Here is a 22651-nt window from a genome sequence, read left to right on the forward strand (position 1 = left end):
TTTTCCTCTAGTTTATTAGTTGAGATTTAGCAGGATTTTTGACTGATTTAGAAAACCAATGTAATAAATTAATGGCTAATAAAATCAATAATTGTCTGGTCATTTGTATGGCTAAAACTGTACCAGTATCACCCCCTAATTGTGTGACTGTAGCTATCATTGCTTCCACTGCACCAGGGGTAAATGCTAATAATGAAGTAATGGTATCTACATGAGTAATTAAATGAAATTCATAGCCAATTCCTAAACAACAAAATACTAGGATAACCACTAAAAAGCTTTTAATTAATACCGCTTTCCATAGTCTATGAATAGTCTGCCAATCAAATTTTAGTCCCGTAGAAAGAGCCACTAAAATGAGTCCAATAATGAATAAAATTCGGGGTACATAAAATTGATGAGGAAAGCTCCAAAATAGGGTAATTGCTAAGAGAAAAGACCCTAAAAATCCCGACGTGGGAAGATTTAACCACTTTCCTAATATAATTCCTAAACTACAACATCCCGCCAATGCTAAAAGATTAACACTTGTTGGTACAGTATGAACGCTAAGATTTGTAGGCAATAAATATGTATTATTGGCATGATCCAGATTAGGAGCGAGAAAAGTTGCGATCGCGGGAACTATTAATAAGACTAACATCATGCGCAGGTACTGCAGTACAGCAACTGAAGCTGCATCCGCCCCCAGTTCCTCACTCATGGCCACCACACTAGAAGCTGAACCGGGAATTGATCCTAAAAAGCTACTAATTTTGTCAATTCCTGTCCATTTTGACAGTAAATAACCATTGAACATACTTAGTGCGGCGGTGGTGATAATACACAATAATAGGGGTATGGTGTAATGTTGAGCCAGACTGAGGGTTTCCGGGGAGAAACGAGCGGCCGAGGACACTCCAATCAAAGCTTTACCAACGGTGATAAAATTAGAAGGTAGGGGCTTAGGAGTGCCTTGAATGAAGGCATAGACAATGCCTAAGACTAAGGGGCCCATTAGCCAGGCTACAGGAACCTTAAGCCAGTTAAAGAGGAACCCGGTGGCTACGGCCAAGGCTAAGGGTTCAAGGACACTGTATATCTTTTTCCCACCTAAAATCATAGACTCCTGCCAAGTGATTAAAGAGTCGTCATCTGTGTTAACTAAGAGTTGGGGGTTAAGAGAAACAAAGCGCACCCAATTAGTGGTTAGATAGGTAAAAATAGCGAGTAAATTCAAGGCAAAATAAGATCGATTTTAGAATATAATATAATTTTAGCGCATTTGATTCACTTAATGCTACCCTCTGGATAACTTTTCTGATGAAAAATCAAGTTCTTAGTTAGGGCTTTAGCCTGTAAAAAAGTTATAAATGACTGACTACAAGCCTAAATAAATGAATTTTGTCGTTAAGATTTTATCCATGAGAAAGGGTTGATAAAATCCTAGAAAATTTGCTCCCTATCAATAGGAAATTAATTATGGAAAAATTTGCTCTTGAATTTACTTTGTATGAGAATAATTTAAGTGTATCAGAATTGTTATATAAATATCTCAATCAATACTGTTCTGCTTCCGAATTTACCACCGAATTTAAACGGAGATCCCATTTATTTGTTCCCATCAATAAGCCCAGATATCTAGAAAAAGTAGGTAAGGGAGAAATTGCAGCAGATGGCTTTATTTGGGATCTAGAAGATAGCATACCCACAGAACAAAAACAAGCAGCAAGAGACAGTATTAAACACATTCCTCCTAAACCTGGCAATGTGGAATATAATGTTAGAATTAATGTGGGTGATGTTCAAGAATTAGCGGCTGATATTAAAGCGATCGCTCAATTTCCTTTTGATTCTATTACTTTACCAAAAGGAGAATCTGCGGCTGAAATTTATCATCTGATGGAGACAATAGGAACCGATAAAAATTATATTGTTACCATTGAAACAATTAAAGGTCTTAATGCAGTAGATGAAATTGCCAGCGTGTTAAGAAAAGGCAAAGATGGGTTAGGATTTGGCGTAGGTGATATTTCAACAGATTTAGAGGTAGCGCGAATTTCAACTTTTGAGAGTCCCCTATTTCAACAAATTTTAGGGATGATTGCTTTAACGGGTAAAAAATACGGACTGGATTTATTTGATAGTGTTTCAGCTAAATTTAATAAGCCAGAAAATGCTCGTAATGAAGCCCAACTTTCTCGTCATATTTTTGGATTTACAGGCAAAAAATTAATTAATCCTAAACAATTAGAAGCCATTAATTCAGTCTATTCACCCAAATTATCAGAAATTGAAGAACATTTAGCCACCTTAGAATCATTTCTCGGTTCTGGAGAAACTAATGCTCATGTGGTAGGAGGTGAATATAAAGGAATGCCTGCTTTTAAGAAAGCCGATCACAAAATCAAGAAGTATTTGAGACAAGGTTATCTTATTTTAAAATAATTCTTTGGTGGGAATTGCCCACCCTATGCAAGTCTAAGCTACTGCTATAAAAAACTCAAAAAATCACCCAATAATTATGGATATCAACTTACAAAATAAACTCGCCTTAGTAACAGGTTCTAGCCGAAATATTGGCAAAGCTATAGTCAAAGAATTAGCTTATCATGGGGCTACAGTTGTTATTAATGCTCGTACCAGTCAAGAAGAAGCAGAAAAAACAGTCAAAGAGATAGAAATTTTAGGAGGAAAAGCCATCTATGTTTTAGCCGATGTGGGGGATGAAATACAAGTTAAAAATATGGTTAGAACGGTTTTAGAACAGTTAGGAGCAATTGATATTTTAATCAATAATACAGGATTAAGACGTTCTTGTTCTATAACTGAAATGACAACAGAACAATGGCGTAATGTTTTAGCGGTTAATTTAGACGGGCCTTTCTTTTGCTGTCGAGAAGTTGTCCCCAGTATGTTAGCTAAAGGTGGGGGAACAATTATTAATGTATCAGGACTTAATGCTTTTATTGGACGTGCTAACTGGAGTCATGTTTGTGCTTCAAAAATGGGAGCGATCGGCTTAACTAAAGCATTAGCGGTAGAATTAGCACTAAATAATATTACTGTTAATCATATTGTTCCAGGTCTAATTGATACAACCCAAGGCTATTCAAACGATAAATTAATCAAAAAAGATCCTTCAGCTTCTCCTCAAAAACGGTTAGGACTACCGGAAGAAATTGCCAGTATGTGTCTATATTTAGCATCAGATGCTGCCCGTTTTATTACGGGTCAAACCTTACATATTAATGGGGGTGCATTGCGATATTAAATAAGTAAATACCCATAAATAAAAGAATGTTTGTAGTAATTCTTTTAGGAATAACAAGTTTTGTTTAATATGAGGCTAAAGCCATTACTACAAATTTTTATATTTTATAATAATGACAAGTTGCTCAAGATCTTTGTTATAATTGTAACTTAATATAAATATAGCAAGATAATCTTAAGATAACGCGATTTTCCTCTCCCAATTAAGATACCATTATTGATAATCGCAGTAGAAAGCCATGACCATCACCCAAACCCTATCCCTTACTAATACCCCAGCAAAACATGAGATAATCTATCCTCAAGGAGAATTTTGGAGTGACGAACCCCCATTGGAAACTAACTTACATCTGACTCAAATTATTTTATTGATTAAATGTTTAGAATGGCTATGGCAAGATAGAGAAGATTACTTTGCAACAGGGAATTTAACAATTTATTATAGTCCCAATCAGAAGAAATCAGAATTCTTTCGTGGCCCAGATTTTTTTGTAGTATTAGGAACAACCCGCAATGAAAACCGTAGAAGTTGGGTAGTATGGCAAGAAGAGGGAAAATATCCCAATGTAATTATTGAAATATTATCTGATAGTACCGCCAAAACAGATAGAGAAGAGAAGAAACAAATCTATCAAGATACCTTTCGGACTCCTGATTATTTTTGGTTTGAGCCTTATAGTTTAGAATTTAAAGGATATACGTTAATTAGGGGAAAATATCAAGAGATTGAAGCCAATGAAAATGGCTGGTTATGGAGTGAAGAATTAGGCTTATATTTAGGAATATATGAGTCTAAATTGCGTTATTTTAGTCCTAATGGGGAATTAATATTAACACCTGAAGAAGCCAATCTTCAAGAAAGACAAGAAAAAGAATTAGCCTTACAACAACAGGAATATGAACGCCAGCAAAAAGAGTTAGCTTTACAACAACAGGAATATGAACGGCAACAGAAAGAGTTAGCCTTACAACAACAGGAATATGAACGCCAGCAAAAAGAATATGAACGTCAACAAAAAGAATTAGCTTTGCAAAAAATTGCCGAATTAACGGCAAGATTAAGAGAGTTAGGCATCAATACCGATGAAAATTTGTGATTTTGCCAGAGACTAAAAATAACCTTATCCCCCTACACATCAATTTAGTGAATTTCAACATAGGGGATAGATTATTTTACAGAATTAGAAGTGTAAAATATTATTATCGATAATCAGAACCTAAAGCCATGACCATCACTCAAACTCTATCTCCTAGCCATACTCACCCCAATAATGAGATAATCTATCCTCAAGGAGAATTTTGGAGTGACGAACCCCCATTGGAAACTAACTTACATCTGACTCAGATTATTTTATTGATTAAATGTTTAGAATGGCTATGGCAAGATAGAGAAGATTACTTTGCAACAGGGAATTTAACAATTTATTATAGCCCCAATCAAAAGAAATCAGAATTCTTTCGTGGCCCAGATTTTTTTGTAGTATTAGGAACAACCCGCAATGAAAACCGTAGAAGTTGGGTAGTATGGCAAGAAGAGGGAAAATATCCCAATGTAATTATTGAAATATTATCTGATAGTACCGCCAAAACAGATAGGGAAGAAAAGAAACAAATCTATCAAGATACCTTTCGGACTCCTGATTATTTTTGGTTTGAGCCTTATAGTTTAGAATTTAAAGGATATACTTTAATTAGGGGAAAATATCAAGAGATTGAAGCCAATGAACAAGGATGGTTATGGAGTGAGGAATTAGATTTATATTTAGGAATATATGAGTCTAAATTACGTTATTTTACAGTTGATAGAGAGTTAGTGCCAACACCTGAAGAAGCGGCCATTCAACAACAGCAAGAGAAGGAATACGAACGGCAACAGAAAGAATATGAACGTGAACAAAAAGAATTAGCTTTGAAAAAGATAGAGGAATTAACAGCAAAATTGAAAGAATTAGGCATCAATACCGAGGAAAATTTGTGATTTTGCCGGAGGCTAAAAATAACCTTTGCAGAATTAGAATTGTAAGATATTATTATCGATAATCAGAGCCTAAAGCCATGACCATCACTCAAACCCTATCCCCTACTAATACCCCAGCAAAACATGAGATAATCTATCCTCAAGGAGAATTTTGGAGTGACGAACCCCCATTGGAAACTAACTTACATCTGACTCAGATTATTTTATTGATTAAATGTTTAGAATGGCTATGGCAAGATAGAGAAGATTACTTTGCAACAGGGAATTTAACAATTTATTATAGCCCCAATCAAAAGAAATCAGAATTCTTTCGTGGCCCAGATTTTTTTGTAGTATTAGGAACAACCCGCAATGAAAACCGTAGAAGTTGGGTAGTATGGCAAGAAGAGGGAAAATATCCCAATGTAATTATTGAAATATTATCTGATAGTACCGCCAAAACAGATAGGGAAGAAAAGAAACAAATCTATCAAGATACCTTTCGGACTCCTGATTATTTTTGGTTTGAGCCTTATAGTTTAGAATTTAAAGGATATACTTTAATTAGGGGAAAATATCAAGAGATTGAAGCCAATGAACAAGGATGGTTATGGAGTGAGGAATTAGATTTATATTTAGGAATATATGAGTCTAAATTACGTTATTTTACAGTTGATAGAGAGTTAGTGCCAACACCGGAAGAAGCGGCCATTCAACAACAGCAAGAGAAGGAATACGAACGCCAACAGAAAGAGTTAGCCTTACAACAACAGGAATATGAACGTCAACAAAAAGAATATGAACGTCAACAAAAAGAATATGAATGTCAACAAAAAGAATTAGCCTTGCAACAACAGGAATATGAATGTGAACAAAAAGAATTAGCCTTAAAAAAGATAGAGGAATTAACAGCAAAATTGAAAGAATTAGGCATTAATTCTGAGAAAATTTAGTAAATTTAATCAATTTTATCCTTAACAATATTGTTAAAAAAAACATGAAAATTCATCAAGTCCGAACCTATCCTTCTAAAGTTTATTTACCCCGTGAAGATCAATTAGCTTGGAAAATTGCCTCTGTTGCTTCTGATAATGTCGAAGTCGAAAAAGACGTAATAGAAATGATTATTAACCGTATTATTGATAATGCGGCCGCTGCTTGTGCAGCCCTTAATTATCATGGGGTACAAACAGCTAGGGCCCAAGCTTTAGCCCATCCCCGTCAAGGTGGGGCCACCCTTTTTGGTGTTACTCCAGAAACTACCGTCTGTGCAGAATGGGCAGCCTGGGCTAATAGTGTAGCCGTCCGAGAACTCGATTATCATGATACCTTTCATGCGGCTGATTATTCCCATCCAGGAGACAATATCGCCTCAATTTTAGCTGTAGCGCAACAATGCGATCGCAATGGTGCAGATTTAATTCGGGGGTTAGCTACAGGATACGAAATTCAGATTGATCTCGTCAAGGGAATATGTCTGCATAAGCACAAAATTGACCATATTGCCCATTTAGGCCCCTCAGTCGCTGCCGGAATTGGTTCTTTGTTAGGATTAGACACAGAAACCATCTATCAATCAGTACAACAAGCCGCCCATACTACCATTACCACCCGACAGTCTCGCAAAGCAGACATCTCCAGTTGGAAAGCTTACGCCCCTGCTTATGCAGGTAAAAACGCCCTAGAAGCCGTAGATCGTTGTATGCGGGGGGAAGGTTCCCCTTCACCCATTTATGAGGGAGAAGATAGCATTATTGCTTGGATTTTGGGGGGACCTGATGCTGTTTATGAAGTGCCTTTACCCGAACCGGGAGAACCCAAACGGGGCATTCTTGAATCTTATACTAAAGAACACGCAGCAGAATATCAGGCCCAAGGTTTAATTGATTTAGCCTTTCGCATGAGAACTCAAATTGATGATTTTGAGAAGATTAAGGAAATTGTGATTCATGGCAGTCACCAAACTCATTATGTCATTGGTACAGGTTCAGGTGATCCACAAAAAATCGATCCCAATGCCAAACGAGAAACCCTGGATCATTCTATCATGTATATCTTTACTGTAGCGTTACAGGACGGACGCTGGCATCATTTTGACTCTTATACCCCAGAACGGGTCAGTCGTCCCGATACGGTGCGTTTATGGCATAAAGTACGGACATTAGAAGATCCCGAATGGACAAGACTGTATCATCATCCTAACCCGAAAGAACGAGCTTTTGGGGCGCGAGTTGAGATATTTTTGGAAGATGGGTCTAAAATTGAGGATCAATTAAGGGTTGCTAATGCTCATTCTTATGGGGAAAAACCTTTTCAAAGACCCAATTATATTCATAAGTTTAAGACCTTAACTGAAGCCATTATTGAACCTCAAGAACAGGAATTTTTCTTAGATTTAGTTCAGCAATTACCTACACTTAAAACGGAGGATTTAAGAAAACTTAATTTAATCGCGGTGAAAGGTTATTTATTAGAGAATTCTTTATCGGGAATTTTTTGAAATATGAACATTTTTGGTACAGGCTAGAAGCCTGTACGATGAACAGATGTTAGTATATATTCATCGTGCTAAAACCCATTATGTCAGTTTACCAACTCAACCAGTAATGACGACAACTCAAACCCTATCTCCTAGCCATACTCACCCCAACAATGAGATAATCTATCCTCAAGGAGAATTTTGGAGTGATGAACCCCCATTGGAAACTAACTTACATCTGACTCAAATTATTTTATTGATTAAATGTTTAGAATGGCTATGGCAAGATAGAGAAGATTACTTTGCCACAGGGAATTTAACGATTTATTATAGTCCCAATCAAAAGAAATCAGAATTCTTTCGTGGCCCCGATTTTTTTGTAGTATTAGGAACAACTAGAAACCCAAAGCGAAAAAGTTGGGTAGTCTGGCAAGAAGAGGGAAAATATCCTAATGTAATTATTGAAATATTATCTGATAGTACTGCTAAAACAGATAGGGAGGAAAAGAAAGAAATTTATCAAAATACTTTTAGAACTCCTGATTATTTTTGGTTTGAGCCTTATAGTTTAGAGTTTGAAGGATATACATTAATTAGAGGAAAATATCAACCCATTGAACCCAATGAACAAGGATGGTTATGGAGTGAGGAATTGGGCTTATATTTAGGAATTTATGAAGATAAATTACGTTATTTTAGTGCTAATGGGGAATTAATCCCAACGCCTGAAGAAGCGGCCATTCAACAAAAGCAACAGAAGGAATATGAACGTCAACAAAAAGAATTAGCTTTGCAAAAAATTGCCGAATTAACCGCAAGATTAAGAGAATTAGGCATTAATCCTGATGAAAATTTGTGATTTTTTGCAGGATAAAAATAACCTTGGGGTTTTAAACCCAAATTTTCGATAAGGGTCAACAGCCGTTGACCCCTACGAATTATTTATTTTTTGTTAGTTTTCTTGGCTAATTTTCGTTTGAATGTTGCACCAAATCCCAGAGCGGTTCCTGCACCAAGGACAGTTAAAGGTTCAGGTATCGGTTGCGGAGTACCTACTGTGATGGTGTAAAATGTCTCTTCTCCAGTGCGAAAGAAAGCGCCTAGATTGCTACCTACTCCAAATAGGCTATAACCATCTGCATTGGGTAAACTATTAAAGTTAGTAAGCGCAATCGTTGCCGTCTTGTCTGTTAAAAATTCCCAATCGGTTAAATCAGCTAGGGTAAAGGTAGTTGTCGTGGGACTGCTCGCTAAACCCGTAAAGGAGAGGGAAAACCCTAACACTCCGCTGGCGTGGGGACATAAAAATCTATAAGCTAGACTTAATCAGGGATATAGCCCGTCGTCCTCGTCGATAATAGGCGCGTTTTTCGGGGCTTAATTGCATTAATGCCTGGGCTTCAACGGTAAATAAATCACAAGAGTCAACCCAATCTTTTCCATGAAGACCGATATAAAAGTTACTGTGTCTCCGTCGCATTTTCTTGTTTTTTCTGACTCTCCCCACATATTTTGCCAATCCTTTCTCTTTAATAATTTTTCCAGAAAATGTTGCCATTGAATAAGCTAGAGTAATCAATATAATTAAGGAAGTAAGGCGATGTCCTGTTAATTTCGTTCTTTCTAAATCATAACCACCTTTCTTAAAATCCCGAAACATTTCCTCAATACAAAATCTCTTTTTATAAGCGTCAATCGTCTCATCAATACTGGTTAAATTTGTGATAATAAACCAAGCTTCTTTTGTCTCTATTCCTCTATACTTCTTTTTCCATTTCGCCACTATATTACTGCCTATAAATCCTTTTGTTTTCGTAACTTTAACTCCTTGATAAAATAAAGACATTCCTGAAGATAATCCTAAATCTTTTAGTCGCGTCCACATTTCCTTTTCTACTTCAATATAGTTGCTTTTCTTCAATCTGAGTGCATAATAAACTCTTTTTTGTCCATGTAACCATTTTGCTAGTTCAACTGAGCAGAATTCTCTATCCCCTAAGACAACTATTTTATATTCTTTTAGAAAGAGTAATATTCGGGCTAATATACTTTTCTGTGTGTCAAAGTTACTATTACCGATGTGATCTAGCAACTCAAAATATAAGGGAATTCCTCTATTATCAATTACCAGACTTACCATCAAAATATTAATCAACCCCCATTGGGTTCTATCTATGGCAATATGTAAGACATCTCCTGTACTAAATGATTGCTTTAACCACTGTTTTATGATAGGTATCCATACTCCTTCAATTGTCAAACAAGGAATCTCGAAAAACCGTTTTAACTTTTTTCTCTTACTTTCAAATAAAATGGGACTGGGAAAATAACTAGCTAACTCATAAAACCTAATTTTCCTATATACTTGCACTAATTCTATCATGATTAACAGTATTAAATATTCCGATTTTTTCAGATACTTTGTTAAATGGTTGTTATAAATTTCTGGTAACATTTTGGGTTTAGACGGCGATCGCTAAAAAAAGAACATTTTCTTTTTACCATGTTTTGCTCTTTTCGTCATCTGGTAAGGCTTTCAGGGTTTCATGTCCCCACGCCAGAACACTCCGTTGACATTGCCGGGGTAGCTAATGAAGGTATCCACTTGTAATAAACTATCATCAATGTCAAAATAACCGCTTCCCGCAGAATTAAAAGAAGTTCCAGAAAAATAAGTATAGGTCAATGGGACGCGAACGGTAGCCGCTTCAGCAGCAAAGGAAATGGTAGTTAAACCGATGGCGGTAGCAGCGATCGCTAAAGAGGTTTTAAAGGACATTTATGACTCCTTAATAAAAAAACATGATTAGTTACGAAGCTTAACACGGGGGGGGGGGGGAAGTCAAGTATGTTCAAAAAAATTTATATCTTTTAACAATTAATGCCTGATCAATAAAATATATCCCAGATTATCGTCAAAACAAGGCGAGAACCAAAGACTAAGGATATTAATGCTATGATTATTAGTTGTAATGGTTCTTTATTTTCTCCTTTATGTCTGCCAAAGATATTTTTCATGATGCAGTGAGAAAAGGATTAGAAAAAGAGGGTTGGCTGATTACCGATGACCCTTTAAGGCTTGAAGTGGGTGATGTTGAAATGTATGTTGATTTAGGAGCAGAACAACTTTTAGCCGCAGAAAAAGACTCAGAAAAAATAGCTGTTGAAATTAAAAGTTTTATTGGTAAATCCAGTATTTCAGAATTTCATACAGCCATTGGACAATGTTTGAACTATCGCATTGCTTTAGAAGAAAAACAACCCGAAAGACGGTTATATTTAGCTATTCCTTCAGATATTTATTATAGTTTTTTTGAGTTGCGATTTATTCAAACCGTTATTAAACAATTGCAAATTCACTTAATTATTTACGATCCCATTGAGGAGGTTATTGTCGAATGGAAAAATTAGAAAAATATCGTCACTATGTTAAACAATTGATTACCGAATATTCTCAGATAGGAGCATCAAAAGATCCTATTGAACAACAGTTAATTTTTGATACCGTTAACGATCATTATCAATTAATGTATGTGGGTTGGCAAAATAGAAAAAGATATCATGGTTGTGTCTTACATCTTGACATTAAAAATAGCAAAATTTGGATTCAACATGATGGAACGGAGATTGGAATTGCCAATGAATTAGTTAATTTAGGTGTTCCTAATGAGGATATTGTTTTAGCTTTTCATGAACCTTTAGTTAGACAATATACAGGGTTCGCAGTAGGTTAATTTTTTAATTTTAAGCATTAGAGATGAAATAAGTCCGGTAGAACCTAAATTTTGTTTGAGGAGACATAACTATTGATGATGAACAGATGTTAGTATAGATTCATCGTGCTAAAACCCATTATGGGGAATAGTTGCTCTTTATGTCAGTTTACCAACTCAACCAGTAATGACGACAACTCAAACCCTATCTCCTAGCCATACTCACCCCAACAATGAGATAATCTATCCTCAAGGAGAATTTTGGAGTGATGAACCCCCATTGGAAACTAACTTACATCTGACTCAAATTATTTTATTGATTAAATGTTTAGAATGGCTATGGCAAGATAGAGAAGATTACTTTGCCACAGGGAATTTAACAATTTATTATAGTCCCAATCAAAAGAAATCAGAATTCTTTCGTGGCCCCGATTTTTTTGTAGTATTAGGAACAACTAGAAACCTAAAGCGGAAAAGTTGGGTAGTGTGGCAAGAAGAGGGAAAATATCCTAATGTAATTATTGAAATATTATCTGATAGTACTGCTAAAACAGATAGGGAGGAAAAGAAAGAAATTTATCAAAATACTTTTAGAACTCCTGATTATTTTTGGTTTGAGCCTTATAGTTTAGAGTTTGAAGGATATACATTAATTAGAGGAAAATATCAACCCATTGAACCCAATGAACAAGGATGGTTATGGAGTGAGGAATTGGGCTTATATTTAGGAATTTATGAAGATAAATTACGTTATTTTAGTGCTAATGGGGAATTAATCCCAACGCCTGAAGAAGCGGCCATTCAACAAAAGCAACAGAAGGAATATGAACGTCAACAAAAAGAATTAGCCTTGCAACAACAGGAATATGAACGGCAACAGAAAGAATATGAACGTCAACAAAAAGAATTAGCCTTGAAAAAGATAGAGGAATTAACAGCAAAATTAAGAGAATTAGGCATTAATTCCGATGAAGTTTAATCAATTTCTCGATTAACCGTATTGTCAACAAAAAATTATGAAAATTCATCAAATCCGAACCTATCCTCTAAAATATTAATTAAAATAGTATATTTAGCCTACTGTACATAGCAGGTGAGATACATCTTGTACCTTTATATCTCATGTGAAATATATAAATACAAAAAAGCAATGAATAAACACAGCAAAAAACATAAATTTCAATTCTATTTTATCTATTTATTTATTAGTGTTAGTATAGTAATAATTCTACCTTATATATTCTCTAAACCAATCATTGCCCAAACCTCAAAAGTTGAGCAAATTGCCCAATCTTCTAAAATTAAAGTTCAGAATCTCCAATTATTGGTTCTACAGGACTTATTATGCTAAAATGTTAGTAAATATTTGAGAAATTGCCAAAAATGAAGCGACAATTAACTAAACTTCTTAGTCTCCCAGGGTTAATAGTAAAATCGCATAAACAATTAGAAAAAACTCTGATTTGAGAAATTCAAAATTGTTGGCTATTTTGAACAAAGAACAACTAACGCAGTAGTAGAAGGAATTAATAACCGTTTAAAGGTTTTAAAACGTTGTGCTTTTGGGTTTAGAAATTTTGATAATTTCAAAAAAAGAGCCTTATTATTTTGGCATTTAACTGATAGTTTAGCATAATAAGTACTGTAGAACCCTAAATGTTCAGGGATATTTACAATTTCTAAACCGCGTGGTCGCAAAAGTGACGCAACAAACTCATGATTTTTATACCTACCTCTTATCTTCTTCAATTAACCATAATTTAGCCATGAAAAAACTAGCAATTGATTTAGCATCAATTAATTCTCCAGTTAAAATTGCCTGTTCAAATTCATCAAAACTCATTAAAATAACTTCAATATCTTCATCATCATCCTGTTGAGGTGGTTTCTCTAATTTTTCTAAATCTTGTGCTAAAAAAGCATAAATATATTCATCAGAATAACCAGGGGCCAGAGGAAATTGACCTAAATAATTCCATTTGTGAGCATGATATCCCGTTTCTTCTTCTATTTCTCGTTGAATAGTAATAGACGCATCTTCATTAACTTCAAGAGTTCCGGCCGGAAATTCTAAAATACGTCCTTCTATCGCAAAACGATATTGTTTCACTAATACCAGTTTACCTTCTGATGTAATAGGAACTGCTAAGGCCCCTCCAGGATGACGAATACACTCCCAGTTACCCTCAACCCCATTCGGTAAACGTAAAGTATGAACATCAAAATTAAATTTTCGTCCTCTATAAAAGAGACGTTGTTGTAAATAAGTTGGCGATTCTTTTTGATTAGACATAGATTAATTTAAGAAATTATAGTCTCTAGGTTGATAAAGATTAACACCTTCACAGTTTACCTTATTAAGTAGTTCAATGATCGTTTTTTTTGCAACTGGATGTATCCAATTTGGTGCAATTTCGGACAAAGGGACTAATACAAATGCCCGTTCTATCATACCAGGATGAGGAACTTGTAAAATAGGAGTTTCTAAGATGAAATCACCATATAATAATAAATCCAAATCTAGGGTTCTTGGTCCCCATTTTTCTCGACGAATTCGCCCAAATTGTTGTTCAATATTAAGGAGAATTTGTAATAATGCTTCCGGGATTAAACAAGTTTCTAGGATAGCACAACCATTGAGATAATCGGGTTGAGGTGGGCCAATGGGGGCGGTTTTATACCAATGAGAATGAGAAATTAAATCAATTGATGGGGTTTCGGATAAAAGAGTAATTGTTTTCTCCAAAATGAGTAAAGAATCTCCTAAATTACTTCCTAAAGCAATCGCACATTTAGCTTTATCCATTCTTAATTATTTTTGAATCTGTTTAAATTTGTTCACTGATAATTTACCCCAACTATCCTCTAGTAAAGTATACAAAACAGGAACAACAATTAAACTTAATAAAGATGAGGTTATTAATCCTCCAATAATAGCAACTGCCATCGGTTGTCTTAATTCGGCCCCTGCACCTAATCCTAACGCAATAGGTAACATTCCTAAAATCGTTGATGCAGTTGTCATCACAATGGGACGTAAACGAGTTTCTCCTGTGGTTAAAATCGCCTCATAACGACTTATTCCCCTTTGTCGTAACTGATTAATATAATCCATCAATAATACGGCATTTTTATTTAATAATCCTAATAAGAAAATTAAGCCGATTAAAGAAATCATACCAAACTCACTTTGAGTAATTAATAAACCAAACATGGCCCCGACAATAGAAAGGGGTAAAGATAACACCACTACTAAGGGTTCTAACCACCGTCCAAACGGAATATATAACACAGTTAACATACAAATAATTGCCAAAATTAATGCAAATCCAAATTCCTGAAAAATACTACGAACTTGTGCTGATGCACCTTGTACATCTAACTTAACCCCTGATGGCACGATAGTTTTAGCTGTTTTGACGACTTTATTAGTAACATCTCCTAAGCCAACTTCTTCTAGTAAATTAGCAGTTATATAAACAACTCTTTGTTGTTGGAAATGCTCAATAATTAGATTATTTTTGTCTCCAGATATTTTAATATCAACTAAACCAGGAATGTCTTTAAGCTGTTTTTTGAGAGTTTCTGCTGTTTGATTAAGAGTTTGTAAATTCTCTCCTAATAACGCCACTTTTAGGGGTGCATCGTCTCCTGTTTCCACAAATAAAATATCTTCTATACTAATAGTTCCCCCTTTTAATGGAGGTAATTTTTCTCTAATTTTTTCCTGCATTTCACTGGTGTTAAGTTGGCGATCGCTTTTTAATTGAACATGAATTTTTCCCTTCAAAGGATTTCCTTGAAATCCGGCGATAATATAAGCTGATTCTACATTAGCATTGTCTAAGGCTATTCCTTCTAATTTTTTACCCACTCTATAAGTTTTTCGTAATAAAAAACTCTCTGGAGATTTAGCTATTTCTCCGAGTAAAGAAGAACCGCTATCATCGGTTTTATTTGCTTCAATATTCTTGAGAAATCTTGCAGGAATTTTCGGAGTTGGTAAGGTATAGATAATATTAAATTCTCCCCGATCAAGTTTAGGAATAAATCCTTTAGGAATCAAAGGAATTAAACTAACTCCTGCAACAAAACTCACCATAGCTATCCCAATAACTAGCTTACGATGACTCAAAGACCAAATTAATAATTTACGATAAATTGGCACTAAAAAAGAATCAGTAAGGCTTTTTTTAGTTGCTTTTATTGGATTAGGTTTCATCCAATAAATAGCTAATACTGGAGATAAAGTACGCGCCACTAATAAAGAAATTAATACGGATGCTGCTACCGTAATACCAAAGGGTTTAAAGAATTGTCCTAAATTGCCCCCAATAAAAGCAATAGGAAGAAAAACAGCCGCTAAAGTTAAGGTAGAAACTGTTACAGTTAAGCCAATTTCATCTGTCCCTTCAATTGCAGCTTGACGGGGACTTTCTCCAAGATCAATATGTCTAGAAATATTTTCAACGTCTACAATGGCATCATCAACAATAATACCAATTACTAATGCTAGACCTAAAAGTGTAATAGTTTCTAAGTTAAATCCAGCAATAGCCATCACAATAAATGTTCCTAACAATGAGATAGGAATAGCTAAAGCTGTAATTAAAGTAGACTCAAAATTCTTTAAAAAGAAGAAAATAATTAAAACAGCTAAAACAATCGCCCCAATTAGAGCTTCAATAGTAGCATTAGTAGCTTCTTCAATATAACCGGCTGGGGTATCTCCTAAATTGAATTGTAGCTCAGGTAAGCTTTTTTTGACTTGTCCCATGACTTGCTCTACCTGACTCATCACATCTAAAGTATTAGCATCGGCCCGTTTAACAATTTGTAGGGCTAAACTATCGGTTTTATTAAACTGAATTAAAGTAGGAGGGTTAGTAGTAGGAGTATTTTCTATTTTTGTTTCTCTAAAATTACCATCTCCTAATAAATCAACCCGAAGCAAACCAGATATTTTTTCTAGGGAAGGAACGATTTTATTTCTAACAATTTGAGCGACACTTTCTAGAGATTGGTTTTCACTCGAAATTGCATAAGTAACAACTATTGATTCATTTAAGTTAAAAGGAATGACCTCTAGAGTAGCATTCGGAGGCAAAGAGACATTTTTTAAAGCAGTTTCTACAGCTTTTGTAGAATCATCTAGGTTAGAACCTCCGGAAAAAGCTACATTAATAACTGCTTGTCCTGGATAGGTAGAAGAAAATACCTCTGCCCCAGACAGCGATCGCAAAGAGGTTTCAATAGGATTAGTTAATTTGGACTCAGTGACTTGGGTAGTGTCTAAGGTCGCACTAGCATTAACAATAACAACCGGAAAAGGAACTTCAGGAAAAAGGGCGTATTTGAGAGAACTAAAGGCAAACATTCCCGCAACAGCCACAGCAATCCAGAAAAATAAAGTAATTCGTGCGTATTTAATAGCTAAACGAGAAATATTTAAGTTTTCTCGCAAGGATTGTTTCATAGAATTGCCTAAAAGAATGTTACCTTGTTTGGTTATCGAAAAATTGGGTTTAAAACCCCGTCCTTTTAGGACTGCTTTGTGTTATACTATTAGAATCTTCAGGTTGAAATTCCGGCGTACATCGTGAAAATTCTACTGAAATAGTGTAGCACTTTTGAGAGCGAAATAGAAAGACAAGAGCCACCGAAAACTCTTAAAACGCTCGCAGTAACCAATTTGCATTGGTGAATGAACAACTAAAAAAGCTTTTGTGGCAAGACAGATAGGGTAGGGCATACCCGAATCTTGCTTGAAATACCAAAACGCTTGGGGAGTCATCCACAAAAGGGTATCTAGATAACAAGTGATCTTCTAGCAAACTCGCATGGGACATAACCGTGTAAGACCTAAGTAGGGGTAGCTCGAAAGGGCGGTGCTTAGCGCAAGAATCCCCGCAGTTTTAGGGCGCGGGAGATTGTATTTAGGATGAGTTGGGAAGTCAAAAAAATAAAAAAACTTCCCGAAAAAAACCAAACAACTTAATTTTCTGTGATTTATTGCTGTTGGCTGGATTTTCTAATTGTCAAAGAGTACGTTGTCTAAAATTTCCTCAAAGCAAGTTTGTCCATAAGTTGTTAAGGTTTTTTTCGCGTTGGCATCTCCACTGCGATATTTAGTTAATAATCCAGTAAAGGCTGGCGATGAGTATTTTTTACGCAAAGTACTGACAGTACAAGTACAGCCTTGTTGGGCCTCAGCTTTAGTCATGCCCGCTTTTTGAGCTTGGGGAACACAATCTTTATTAAAGAAATCCATAAAGGGGTCTGAGGCTGCATTGACCTGTTGTGTGGCGATCGCAGTACCTAAACTCAAGGTTAATAAGGCCATGAAAGTCAGAATATTTCGACTGTAGTTCATATTATTTTTAGGACGCGAAACGAATAAACTTGATGGGTGGACGCGCCTAACCTCCTCCATACATTAGTCTATCGCTTCCTTAGTCAGAGAAAGTATGATTTATGGCAGTTTGTTAAATTGCACAATCTATAGCATTACGTATTAAGGTTAGCACATTTATGACCTCTAAAACCTTGTCTGGGTAGGGGTCAACGGCCGTTGACCCCTACTTAAACTTTTCGAGTAGTGCTATATCTTTAGGTTTTGTGATATGATCAAAAGAATGTAAAGATGGCGGCATAGCCAAGTGGTAAGGCAGAGGTCTGCAAAACCTTCATCCCCAGTTCAAATCTGGGTGCCGCCTCTCTCCCTAACCTATATATAATGCGGACTTTCGGCTTTTTGAATTTTTAGTTTTCATAGCCGAAATCCTATTATATTTTGGCTCTCATTTTTCAGGAGATTAGGCACTCTAATTGGTTATCTTTTCCCTGAGTATCAAAAAAGAGTACCCCGTTTCCGTAGGCATAATTTCTAAAATAAAGAAAATTAGCGATCAGTCAATATCCTTGAAAATTGTTATTATAACTTAATAGCAAATCATAAGGTGTGAAGAGATTTATGGCTGTTCAATTAAAACAAGCTCTCGTTGTTGCTCAGTATATCATTACCCAACGTTTAAGGGGTCGTAAACGCTTTCCTCTAGTGTTAATGCTAGAACCTTTGTTTCGTTGTAACTTAGCTTGTTCAGGATGCGGAAAAATTCAACATCCTGCTGAAATTTTAACCCGTAATCTTACCCCTGAAGAATGTTTTACCGCAGTTGAAGAATGTGGTGTTCCTGTGGTATCTATTCCTGGTGGTGAACCTTTACTTCATCCCCAAATTGGTGAAATTGTTAAAGGTTTAGTCGAACGGAAAAAATTTATCTATTTTTGTACTAATGCTATTCTTTTAGAAAAAAGTCTCGATAAATTTGAACCTTCTCCTTATCTAACTTTTAGTGTTCATTTAGATGGTTTACGGGAACATCATGATAAATGTGTTGATCGTAAAGGTGTATTTGATAAAGCAGTTCAAGGAATTCGTGCAGCTAAAGCTAAAGGGTTTCGGGTAACAACAAATACCACTGTATTTGAAGGAACAGACCCTAAAGAAATGCAGGATTTTTTTGATTTTGTGCAAACATTAGATACAGATGGAATGATGATTTCTCCTGGATATAGTTATGAATGGGCCCCAGACCAAGATCATTTCTTGAAACGGGAACAAACTAAAGCTTTATTTCAAGAAATTTTAAGTCCTTGGAAATCAGGTAAAAAGCGATGGAATTTTAATCATAATCCTCTATTTTTAGATTTTCTTTTAGGAGATAAAGATTATGAATGTACCCCTTGGGGAAGTCCTAGTTATAGCGTTCTTGGTTGGCAAAAACCTTGTTATCTTCTCAATGAAGGTCATTATAAAACCTTTAAGGAATTGTTAGAAGAAACTCAATGGGAAAATTATGGAAATAAAAGCAATAATACCCAATGTGCCGATTGTATGGTACATTGTGGATATGAACCCACTGCGGCTGTTGATGCTATGAACCCTGCTAATATGGGCCGTGCTTTAGGTAGTTTGTTAAGTGCTTAATTAGTCTTATAATCAGGGAATGGACGCTATATTTATAGTTGCCATTCTCTGTTTCAAGTTAAGAGATAATGGTGAAAAATAATGATTTATTTATCAGATCTTAATAAATTTAATATTTTTATAGTCTTAATTTTGATGGCTTTATATGGAGCATCTACAATAATTTTGATCTTAGAAAAAATCTAAAATGGTTAATAATTCTGAATCTAGAGAAAGCAACAAAATTTTCGGTAGTTTAATTCCTATTATTTATAAAAGTAACTTATTAGCAACTGAAACAGAACCTAAATCTTTACCTATGTTAGATAAAATAAATCTAGATTTAACAGCAGATAAAATTTTTTCTTGGTTAAAAATAAAACCTTAATAAAAACATTATTATTTTCTTAAATTATTATGTTAAAATAGTAATATTGAGTGCCTAATTTTATATAAATCACTGCCTATATTAATTTTTAATCTCTCATGACTACCACATCTATTCTAACCCTTAGTCTCGCAGATTTTCTGAATAAATCCCAGATTGATGAATCACCCGCTTGGGAATATATTAATGGCAAAATGTTGCAAAAGCCTATGCCTCAAACTCACCATAGCCGACTACAACTTAAATTAGCGACCACGATTGAATTAGTTGCTGAACCTAATCAAATTGCCCTTGCTTTTCCTGAATTGCGCTGTACTTTTGGTGGACGTTCTATTGTTCCTGATATTGCTGTTATTCTTTGGGAAAAAATACCCTTTAATGAAGTAGAAGAACCTGAAAATAGCTCGTTCTTCTCTGCACCTGATTGGACAATTGAAATACTTTCTCCTAAACAAAATTCAACCAAAGTCATTGATAATATACTTTATTGTTTACAACATGGTAGCAAATTAGGATGGTTAATTGATCCTGATGAACGCTCAATTTTGGTCTTTCAACCAAACCAAACCCCAACTATTTATAGAAGTGACTTATTAGAAACTGAGACAGAGCAAAAAACTTTACCTATTTTAGATAAAATTAATCTAGATTTGACAGCAGATAAAATTTTTTCTTGGTTAAAAATTAAACATTAGACAAATAATCCTGATTAAATATTATGGTTAATTTTATTACACTCATTGCTTCTGAATTATCCCTTACTTCCCAACAGATAAAAAATGCTTTAGACTTATTAATAGAAGGTGCAACTATTCCCTTTATCGCACGTTATCGGAAAGAAAAAACAGGTTCTCTAGATGAAATACAAATCAGAGATATTTGGGAACGATATAATTATTTGATGGAGTTAGAGAAACGAAAACAAACAATTTTAGAATCAATTAATGCTCAAAATAAACTCACGGATGAAGTGAGAAACCAAATAGAAACTTGTTTACAAAAAAACGAACTCGAAGATTTATATTTACCCTATAAACCAAAACGACGTACTAAAGCAACTGTTGCTAAAGAAAAAGGATTAGAACCTTTAGCATCATTGATTAAATCTTTGAACAATCCTACCACAACAACTCTATCTTTAGAACAAGAAGCAAGTCAATATATTTCTGAAGAAAACGGAATTATAACTGTTCAAGATGCGCTCAATGGTGCTGCTGATATTTTAGCAGAAGAAACCGCAGACAAAGCTAATTTACGTGCTTATCTTCGAGAATATTTCATGAAAGAAGGAGTCTTTATCTCTCGTATAAAAAATGAACATCCTGAAGGCAGTACCAAATATGAAATGTATCGAGACTTTAGAATTGGTGTTCAAAAAATAGCTTCTCATAATATTTTGGCTTTATTTCGTGGAGAAGAAGAAAAAATAATTTCTCTTGATATTGAATTTGATGAATCCTTTGTTTTATCTTATTTAGCTTCTCAGGAAATTAAGACTAAAAACTCTCAAATTAAAGCTGTTTATCAAGAAATGCTTAAAGATTCATTTAACCGTTTAATTAAACCTTCATTACTAAGAGAAGTACGTTCAGATCGCAAAAATTGGGCCGATATTGAATCTATCAAAACCTTTGAAACTAACTTAAGAGAATTACTTTTATCTTCTCCTGCAGGAATGAAACCAACCTTAGCTATTGATCCAGGATTTCGTACAGGTTGTAAGGTCTCTATTCTATCAGAAACAGGTCAATTTTTAGAGTATCAAGCTATCTTTCCCCATACGGGAGAAGGAAAACGAAAAGAAGCAGAAAAAATCTTGACAAATCTAATTCAAAAATATAAAATACAATTAATTGCTATTGGAAATGGAACCGCTTCTCGTGAAACAGATCAGTTTGTATCTGAAGTCATGAAACCTTTAGAAAACAAACCAATTCAAGTGATAGTTAATGAGTCAGGTGCATCAATTTATTCTGCAAGTGATGTTGCAAGAGAAGAATTTCCTGATCTAGATATTACCATTAGAGGTGCGATTAGTATTGGGAGAAGATTACAAGATCCTCTTGCTGAATTAGTAAAAATTGATCCAAAATCTATTGGAGTTGGACAATATCAACATGATGTTGATCAGAAATTATTAAAAAAGAAACTAGAAGAAACAATTGAAAGTTGTGTGAATTATGTAGGAGTTGACTTGAATACTGCTTCCCAACAATTATTAACCTTTGTCTCTGGTATCACTCCAACTATTGCTAATAATATTGTTAATTATCGTAATCAAAATGGGGTTTTTAAAAACCGTAAAGAGTTATTAAAAGTAGCAAAATTAGGAGCAAAATCATTTGAACAAGCAGCAGGTTTCTTAAGAATTCGTGGAGGAAATAATCCTTTAGATAATACCGCAGTTCATCCTGAAAGTTATCCTGTAGTTGAAGCGATCGCCAAGACTTTAAATATCTCCTTAAACCAAATCAGTGAAGCAAATTCTCCTCTAAAGTCTCTTGATCTTAACTTATTTGTTACTGATAAGATTGGTTTACCAACCCTAAAAGATCTTATCACAGAATTAGAGAAACCAGGACGAGATCCTAGAGAAGAATTTAAGTATGCAACCTTTAAAGAAGGGGTAACAGAAATTAGTGATTTAAGGGAAGGAATGATTCTAGAAGGAATTATCACTAATGTGGTTAATTTTGGTGCATTTGTTGATATTGGAGTTCATCAAGATGGGTTAGTTCATATTTCCCAACTTGCTAATTATTTTATCAAAGATCCTAAACAAGTTGTCAAGGTAGGACAAGTTGTCAAAGTCAAAGTATTAGAAGTCAATGAACAACTTAAAAGGATTAATTTATCCATAAAAGATGCTCTACAATAAGGGATTGTATCCTGA

The 22651-nt window shown here is 34.9% G+C and carries 21 protein-coding genes, 1 tRNA gene and 2 pseudogenes; 16 read left to right on the forward strand and 8 right to left on the reverse strand.

The features are described from left to right. Positions 1–7 precede the first annotated feature (7 nt). Positions 8–1219 (reverse strand): AbrB family transcriptional regulator, encoded by a 1212-nt coding sequence (locus tag AsFPU1_RS19360; RefSeq protein ID WP_227873427.1) that lies wholly within the window; start codon positions 1217–1219, stop codon positions 8–10. Positions 1220–1461: 242 nt separating this feature from the next. Between AsFPU1_RS19360 and AsFPU1_RS19365 the strand changes: the two genes are divergently transcribed. From AsFPU1_RS19365 to AsFPU1_RS19395, 7 genes are all read left to right on the forward strand, one after another. Then, complete coding sequence (locus AsFPU1_RS19365) at positions 1462–2427, forward strand: HpcH/HpaI aldolase/citrate lyase family protein (protein ID WP_124972879.1); 966 nt, start codon at positions 1462–1464, stop codon at positions 2425–2427. Between the two features lie 76 nt (positions 2428–2503). Further along, complete coding sequence (locus AsFPU1_RS19370; RefSeq protein WP_124972881.1) at positions 2504–3253, forward strand: SDR family NAD(P)-dependent oxidoreductase; 750 nt, start codon at positions 2504–2506, stop codon at positions 3251–3253. Between the two features lie 238 nt (positions 3254–3491). Continuing rightward, positions 3492–4349, forward strand: coding sequence for a Uma2 family endonuclease (locus AsFPU1_RS19375; protein ID WP_124972883.1), 858 nt, complete (start codon positions 3492–3494; stop codon positions 4347–4349). 128 nt (positions 4350–4477) lie between these two features. Beyond that, positions 4478–5230, forward strand: coding sequence for a Uma2 family endonuclease (locus AsFPU1_RS19380; protein WP_124972885.1), 753 nt, complete (start codon positions 4478–4480; stop codon positions 5228–5230). A gap of 77 nt (positions 5231–5307) precedes the next feature. Continuing rightward, positions 5308–6162, forward strand: coding sequence for a Uma2 family endonuclease (locus AsFPU1_RS19385; RefSeq protein ID WP_124972887.1), 855 nt, complete (start codon positions 5308–5310; stop codon positions 6160–6162). Between the two features lie 44 nt (positions 6163–6206). Continuing rightward, the gene (locus AsFPU1_RS19390) at positions 6207–7709 is read left to right on the forward strand and encodes an MmgE/PrpD family protein (RefSeq protein ID WP_124972889.1); all 1503 of its coding nucleotides are present in this window, start codon (positions 6207–6209) and stop codon (positions 7707–7709) included. A 106-nt stretch (positions 7710–7815) separates the two neighbouring features. After that, complete coding sequence (locus AsFPU1_RS19395) at positions 7816–8547, forward strand: Uma2 family endonuclease (protein ID WP_124972926.1); 732 nt, start codon at positions 7816–7818, stop codon at positions 8545–8547. Between the two features lie 83 nt (positions 8548–8630). Here the strand turns inward: AsFPU1_RS19395 and AsFPU1_RS23205 are convergent. From AsFPU1_RS23205 to AsFPU1_RS19410, 3 genes and pseudogenes are all read right to left on the reverse strand, one after another. Next, positions 8631–8729, reverse strand: a pseudogene (locus AsFPU1_RS23205) (PEP-CTERM sorting domain-containing protein); the annotation flags it as partial. A gap of 268 nt (positions 8730–8997) precedes the next feature. Beyond that, on the reverse strand, positions 8998–10143 hold the full coding sequence (locus AsFPU1_RS19405; protein WP_124969650.1) for an IS4 family transposase: 1146 nt from the start codon (positions 10141–10143) through the stop codon (positions 8998–9000). Positions 10144–10224: 81 nt separating this feature from the next. Next, on the reverse strand, positions 10225–10467 hold the full coding sequence (locus AsFPU1_RS19410; RefSeq protein ID WP_124972893.1) for a hypothetical protein: 243 nt from the start codon (positions 10465–10467) through the stop codon (positions 10225–10227). 215 nt (positions 10468–10682) lie between these two features. On the opposite strand from AsFPU1_RS19410, the gene AsFPU1_RS19415 reads away from it, so the two are divergent. The 4 genes and pseudogenes from AsFPU1_RS19415 to AsFPU1_RS19430 all read left to right on the forward strand — a co-directional run. After that, a complete protein-coding gene (locus AsFPU1_RS19415; protein WP_124972895.1) occupies positions 10683–11099 on the forward strand; it encodes a XisH family protein in 417 nt (138 codons plus the stop codon). After that, positions 11087–11422, forward strand: coding sequence for a XisI protein (locus AsFPU1_RS19420; RefSeq protein WP_124972897.1), 336 nt, complete (start codon positions 11087–11089; stop codon positions 11420–11422). The genes AsFPU1_RS19415 and AsFPU1_RS19420 overlap by 13 nt, the downstream gene beginning before the upstream one ends. 166 nt (positions 11423–11588) lie before the next feature. Then, the gene (locus tag AsFPU1_RS19425) at positions 11589–12380 is read left to right on the forward strand and encodes a Uma2 family endonuclease (protein ID WP_124972899.1); all 792 of its coding nucleotides are present in this window, start codon (positions 11589–11591) and stop codon (positions 12378–12380) included. A gap of 495 nt (positions 12381–12875) precedes the next feature. Then, a pseudogene (locus AsFPU1_RS19430) lies at positions 12876–13037 on the forward strand (transposase); the annotation flags it as partial. Positions 13038–13130: 93 nt separating this feature from the next. Here AsFPU1_RS19430 and AsFPU1_RS19435 read toward each other — a convergent pair. The 4 genes from AsFPU1_RS19435 to AsFPU1_RS19450 form a co-directional block, all read right to left on the reverse strand. After that, a complete protein-coding gene (locus AsFPU1_RS19435) occupies positions 13131–13694 on the reverse strand; it encodes an NUDIX hydrolase (RefSeq protein ID WP_124972901.1) in 564 nt (187 codons plus the stop codon). 3 nt (positions 13695–13697) lie between these two features. Further along, positions 13698–14207 (reverse strand): 2-amino-4-hydroxy-6-hydroxymethyldihydropteridine diphosphokinase, encoded by a 510-nt coding sequence (folK, locus tag AsFPU1_RS19440; RefSeq protein ID WP_124972903.1) that lies wholly within the window; start codon positions 14205–14207, stop codon positions 13698–13700. A 6-nt stretch (positions 14208–14213) separates the two neighbouring features. Further along, positions 14214–16877, reverse strand: coding sequence for an efflux RND transporter permease subunit (locus AsFPU1_RS19445; protein WP_124972905.1), 2664 nt, complete (start codon positions 16875–16877; stop codon positions 14214–14216). 555 nt (positions 16878–17432) lie between these two features. Further along, positions 17433–17774: a hypothetical protein gene (locus tag AsFPU1_RS19450; RefSeq protein WP_124972907.1), complete on the reverse strand. Its 342-nt coding sequence runs from the start codon at positions 17772–17774 to the stop codon at positions 17433–17435. A gap of 272 nt (positions 17775–18046) precedes the next feature. Between AsFPU1_RS19450 and AsFPU1_RS19455 the strand changes: the two genes are divergently transcribed. The 5 genes from AsFPU1_RS19455 to AsFPU1_RS19475 all read left to right on the forward strand — a co-directional run bounded on the left by AsFPU1_RS19455 (position 18047) and on the right by AsFPU1_RS19475 (position 22636). Further along, a tRNA-Cys gene (locus AsFPU1_RS19455) sits at positions 18047–18117 on the forward strand. A gap of 257 nt (positions 18118–18374) precedes the next feature. Further along, the gene (gene hpnH, locus AsFPU1_RS19460) at positions 18375–19391 is read left to right on the forward strand and encodes an adenosyl-hopene transferase HpnH (RefSeq protein WP_125061172.1); all 1017 of its coding nucleotides are present in this window, start codon (positions 18375–18377) and stop codon (positions 19389–19391) included. Positions 19392–19578: 187 nt separating this feature from the next. Further along, positions 19579–19758 carry a hypothetical protein gene (locus tag AsFPU1_RS19465; RefSeq protein ID WP_124973173.1) on the forward strand — a complete coding sequence of 60 codons (180 nt, stop codon included), beginning with the start codon at positions 19579–19581 and terminating at the stop codon, positions 19756–19758. Between the two features lie 98 nt (positions 19759–19856). Further along, positions 19857–20453 carry a Uma2 family endonuclease gene (locus AsFPU1_RS19470; RefSeq protein WP_124973171.1) on the forward strand — a complete coding sequence of 199 codons (597 nt, stop codon included), beginning with the start codon at positions 19857–19859 and terminating at the stop codon, positions 20451–20453. Between the two features lie 23 nt (positions 20454–20476). Beyond that, positions 20477–22636: a Tex family protein gene (locus AsFPU1_RS19475; protein WP_124973169.1), complete on the forward strand. Its 2160-nt coding sequence runs from the start codon at positions 20477–20479 to the stop codon at positions 22634–22636. Positions 22637–22651 lie beyond the last annotated feature (15 nt).

This window comes from Aphanothece sacrum FPU1 (genome assembly GCF_003864295.1).
Taxonomy (GTDB): Bacteria; Cyanobacteriota; Cyanobacteriia; order Cyanobacteriales; family Microcystaceae; genus Aphanothece_B; species Aphanothece_B sacrum.

Bases quoted from the DNA above. Each gene is read 5' to 3' on its own strand.
- AsFPU1_RS19415 (WP_124972895.1), top strand. From the start codon at position 10,683: ATGTCTGCCAAAGATATTTTTCATGATGCAGTGAGAAAAGGATTAGAA.
- AsFPU1_RS19425 (WP_124972899.1), top strand. From the start codon at position 11,589: ATGACGACAACTCAAACCCTATCTCCTAGCCATACTCACCCCAACAAT.
- AsFPU1_RS19435 (WP_124972901.1), bottom strand. From the start codon at position 13,694: ATGTCTAATCAAAAAGAATCGCCAACTTATTTACAACAACGTCTCTTT.
- AsFPU1_RS19390 (WP_124972889.1), top strand. From the start codon at position 6,207: ATGAAAATTCATCAAGTCCGAACCTATCCTTCTAAAGTTTATTTACCC.
- AsFPU1_RS19475 (WP_124973169.1), top strand. From the start codon at position 20,477: ATGGTTAATTTTATTACACTCATTGCTTCTGAATTATCCCTTACTTCC.
- AsFPU1_RS19365 (WP_124972879.1), top strand. From the start codon at position 1,462: ATGGAAAAATTTGCTCTTGAATTTACTTTGTATGAGAATAATTTAAGT.
- AsFPU1_RS19405 (WP_124969650.1), bottom strand. From the start codon at position 10,143: ATGTTACCAGAAATTTATAACAACCATTTAACAAAGTATCTGAAAAAA.
- AsFPU1_RS19370 (WP_124972881.1), top strand. From the start codon at position 2,504: ATGGATATCAACTTACAAAATAAACTCGCCTTAGTAACAGGTTCTAGC.
- folK (WP_124972903.1), bottom strand. From the start codon at position 14,207: ATGGATAAAGCTAAATGTGCGATTGCTTTAGGAAGTAATTTAGGAGAT.
- AsFPU1_RS19395 (WP_124972926.1), top strand. From the start codon at position 7,816: ATGACGACAACTCAAACCCTATCTCCTAGCCATACTCACCCCAACAAT.
- AsFPU1_RS19410 (WP_124972893.1), bottom strand. From the start codon at position 10,467: ATGTCCTTTAAAACCTCTTTAGCGATCGCTGCTACCGCCATCGGTTTA.
- AsFPU1_RS19445 (WP_124972905.1), bottom strand. From the start codon at position 16,877: ATGAAACAATCCTTGCGAGAAAACTTAAATATTTCTCGTTTAGCTATT.
- AsFPU1_RS19465 (WP_124973173.1), top strand. From the start codon at position 19,579: ATGGTTAATAATTCTGAATCTAGAGAAAGCAACAAAATTTTCGGTAGT.
- AsFPU1_RS19420 (WP_124972897.1), top strand. From the start codon at position 11,087: ATGGAAAAATTAGAAAAATATCGTCACTATGTTAAACAATTGATTACC.
- AsFPU1_RS19470 (WP_124973171.1), top strand. From the start codon at position 19,857: ATGACTACCACATCTATTCTAACCCTTAGTCTCGCAGATTTTCTGAAT.
- AsFPU1_RS19380 (WP_124972885.1), top strand. From the start codon at position 4,478: ATGACCATCACTCAAACTCTATCTCCTAGCCATACTCACCCCAATAAT.
- hpnH (WP_125061172.1), top strand. From the start codon at position 18,375: ATGGCTGTTCAATTAAAACAAGCTCTCGTTGTTGCTCAGTATATCATT.
- AsFPU1_RS19385 (WP_124972887.1), top strand. From the start codon at position 5,308: ATGACCATCACTCAAACCCTATCCCCTACTAATACCCCAGCAAAACAT.
- AsFPU1_RS19450 (WP_124972907.1), bottom strand. From the start codon at position 17,774: ATGAACTACAGTCGAAATATTCTGACTTTCATGGCCTTATTAACCTTG.
- AsFPU1_RS19375 (WP_124972883.1), top strand. From the start codon at position 3,492: ATGACCATCACCCAAACCCTATCCCTTACTAATACCCCAGCAAAACAT.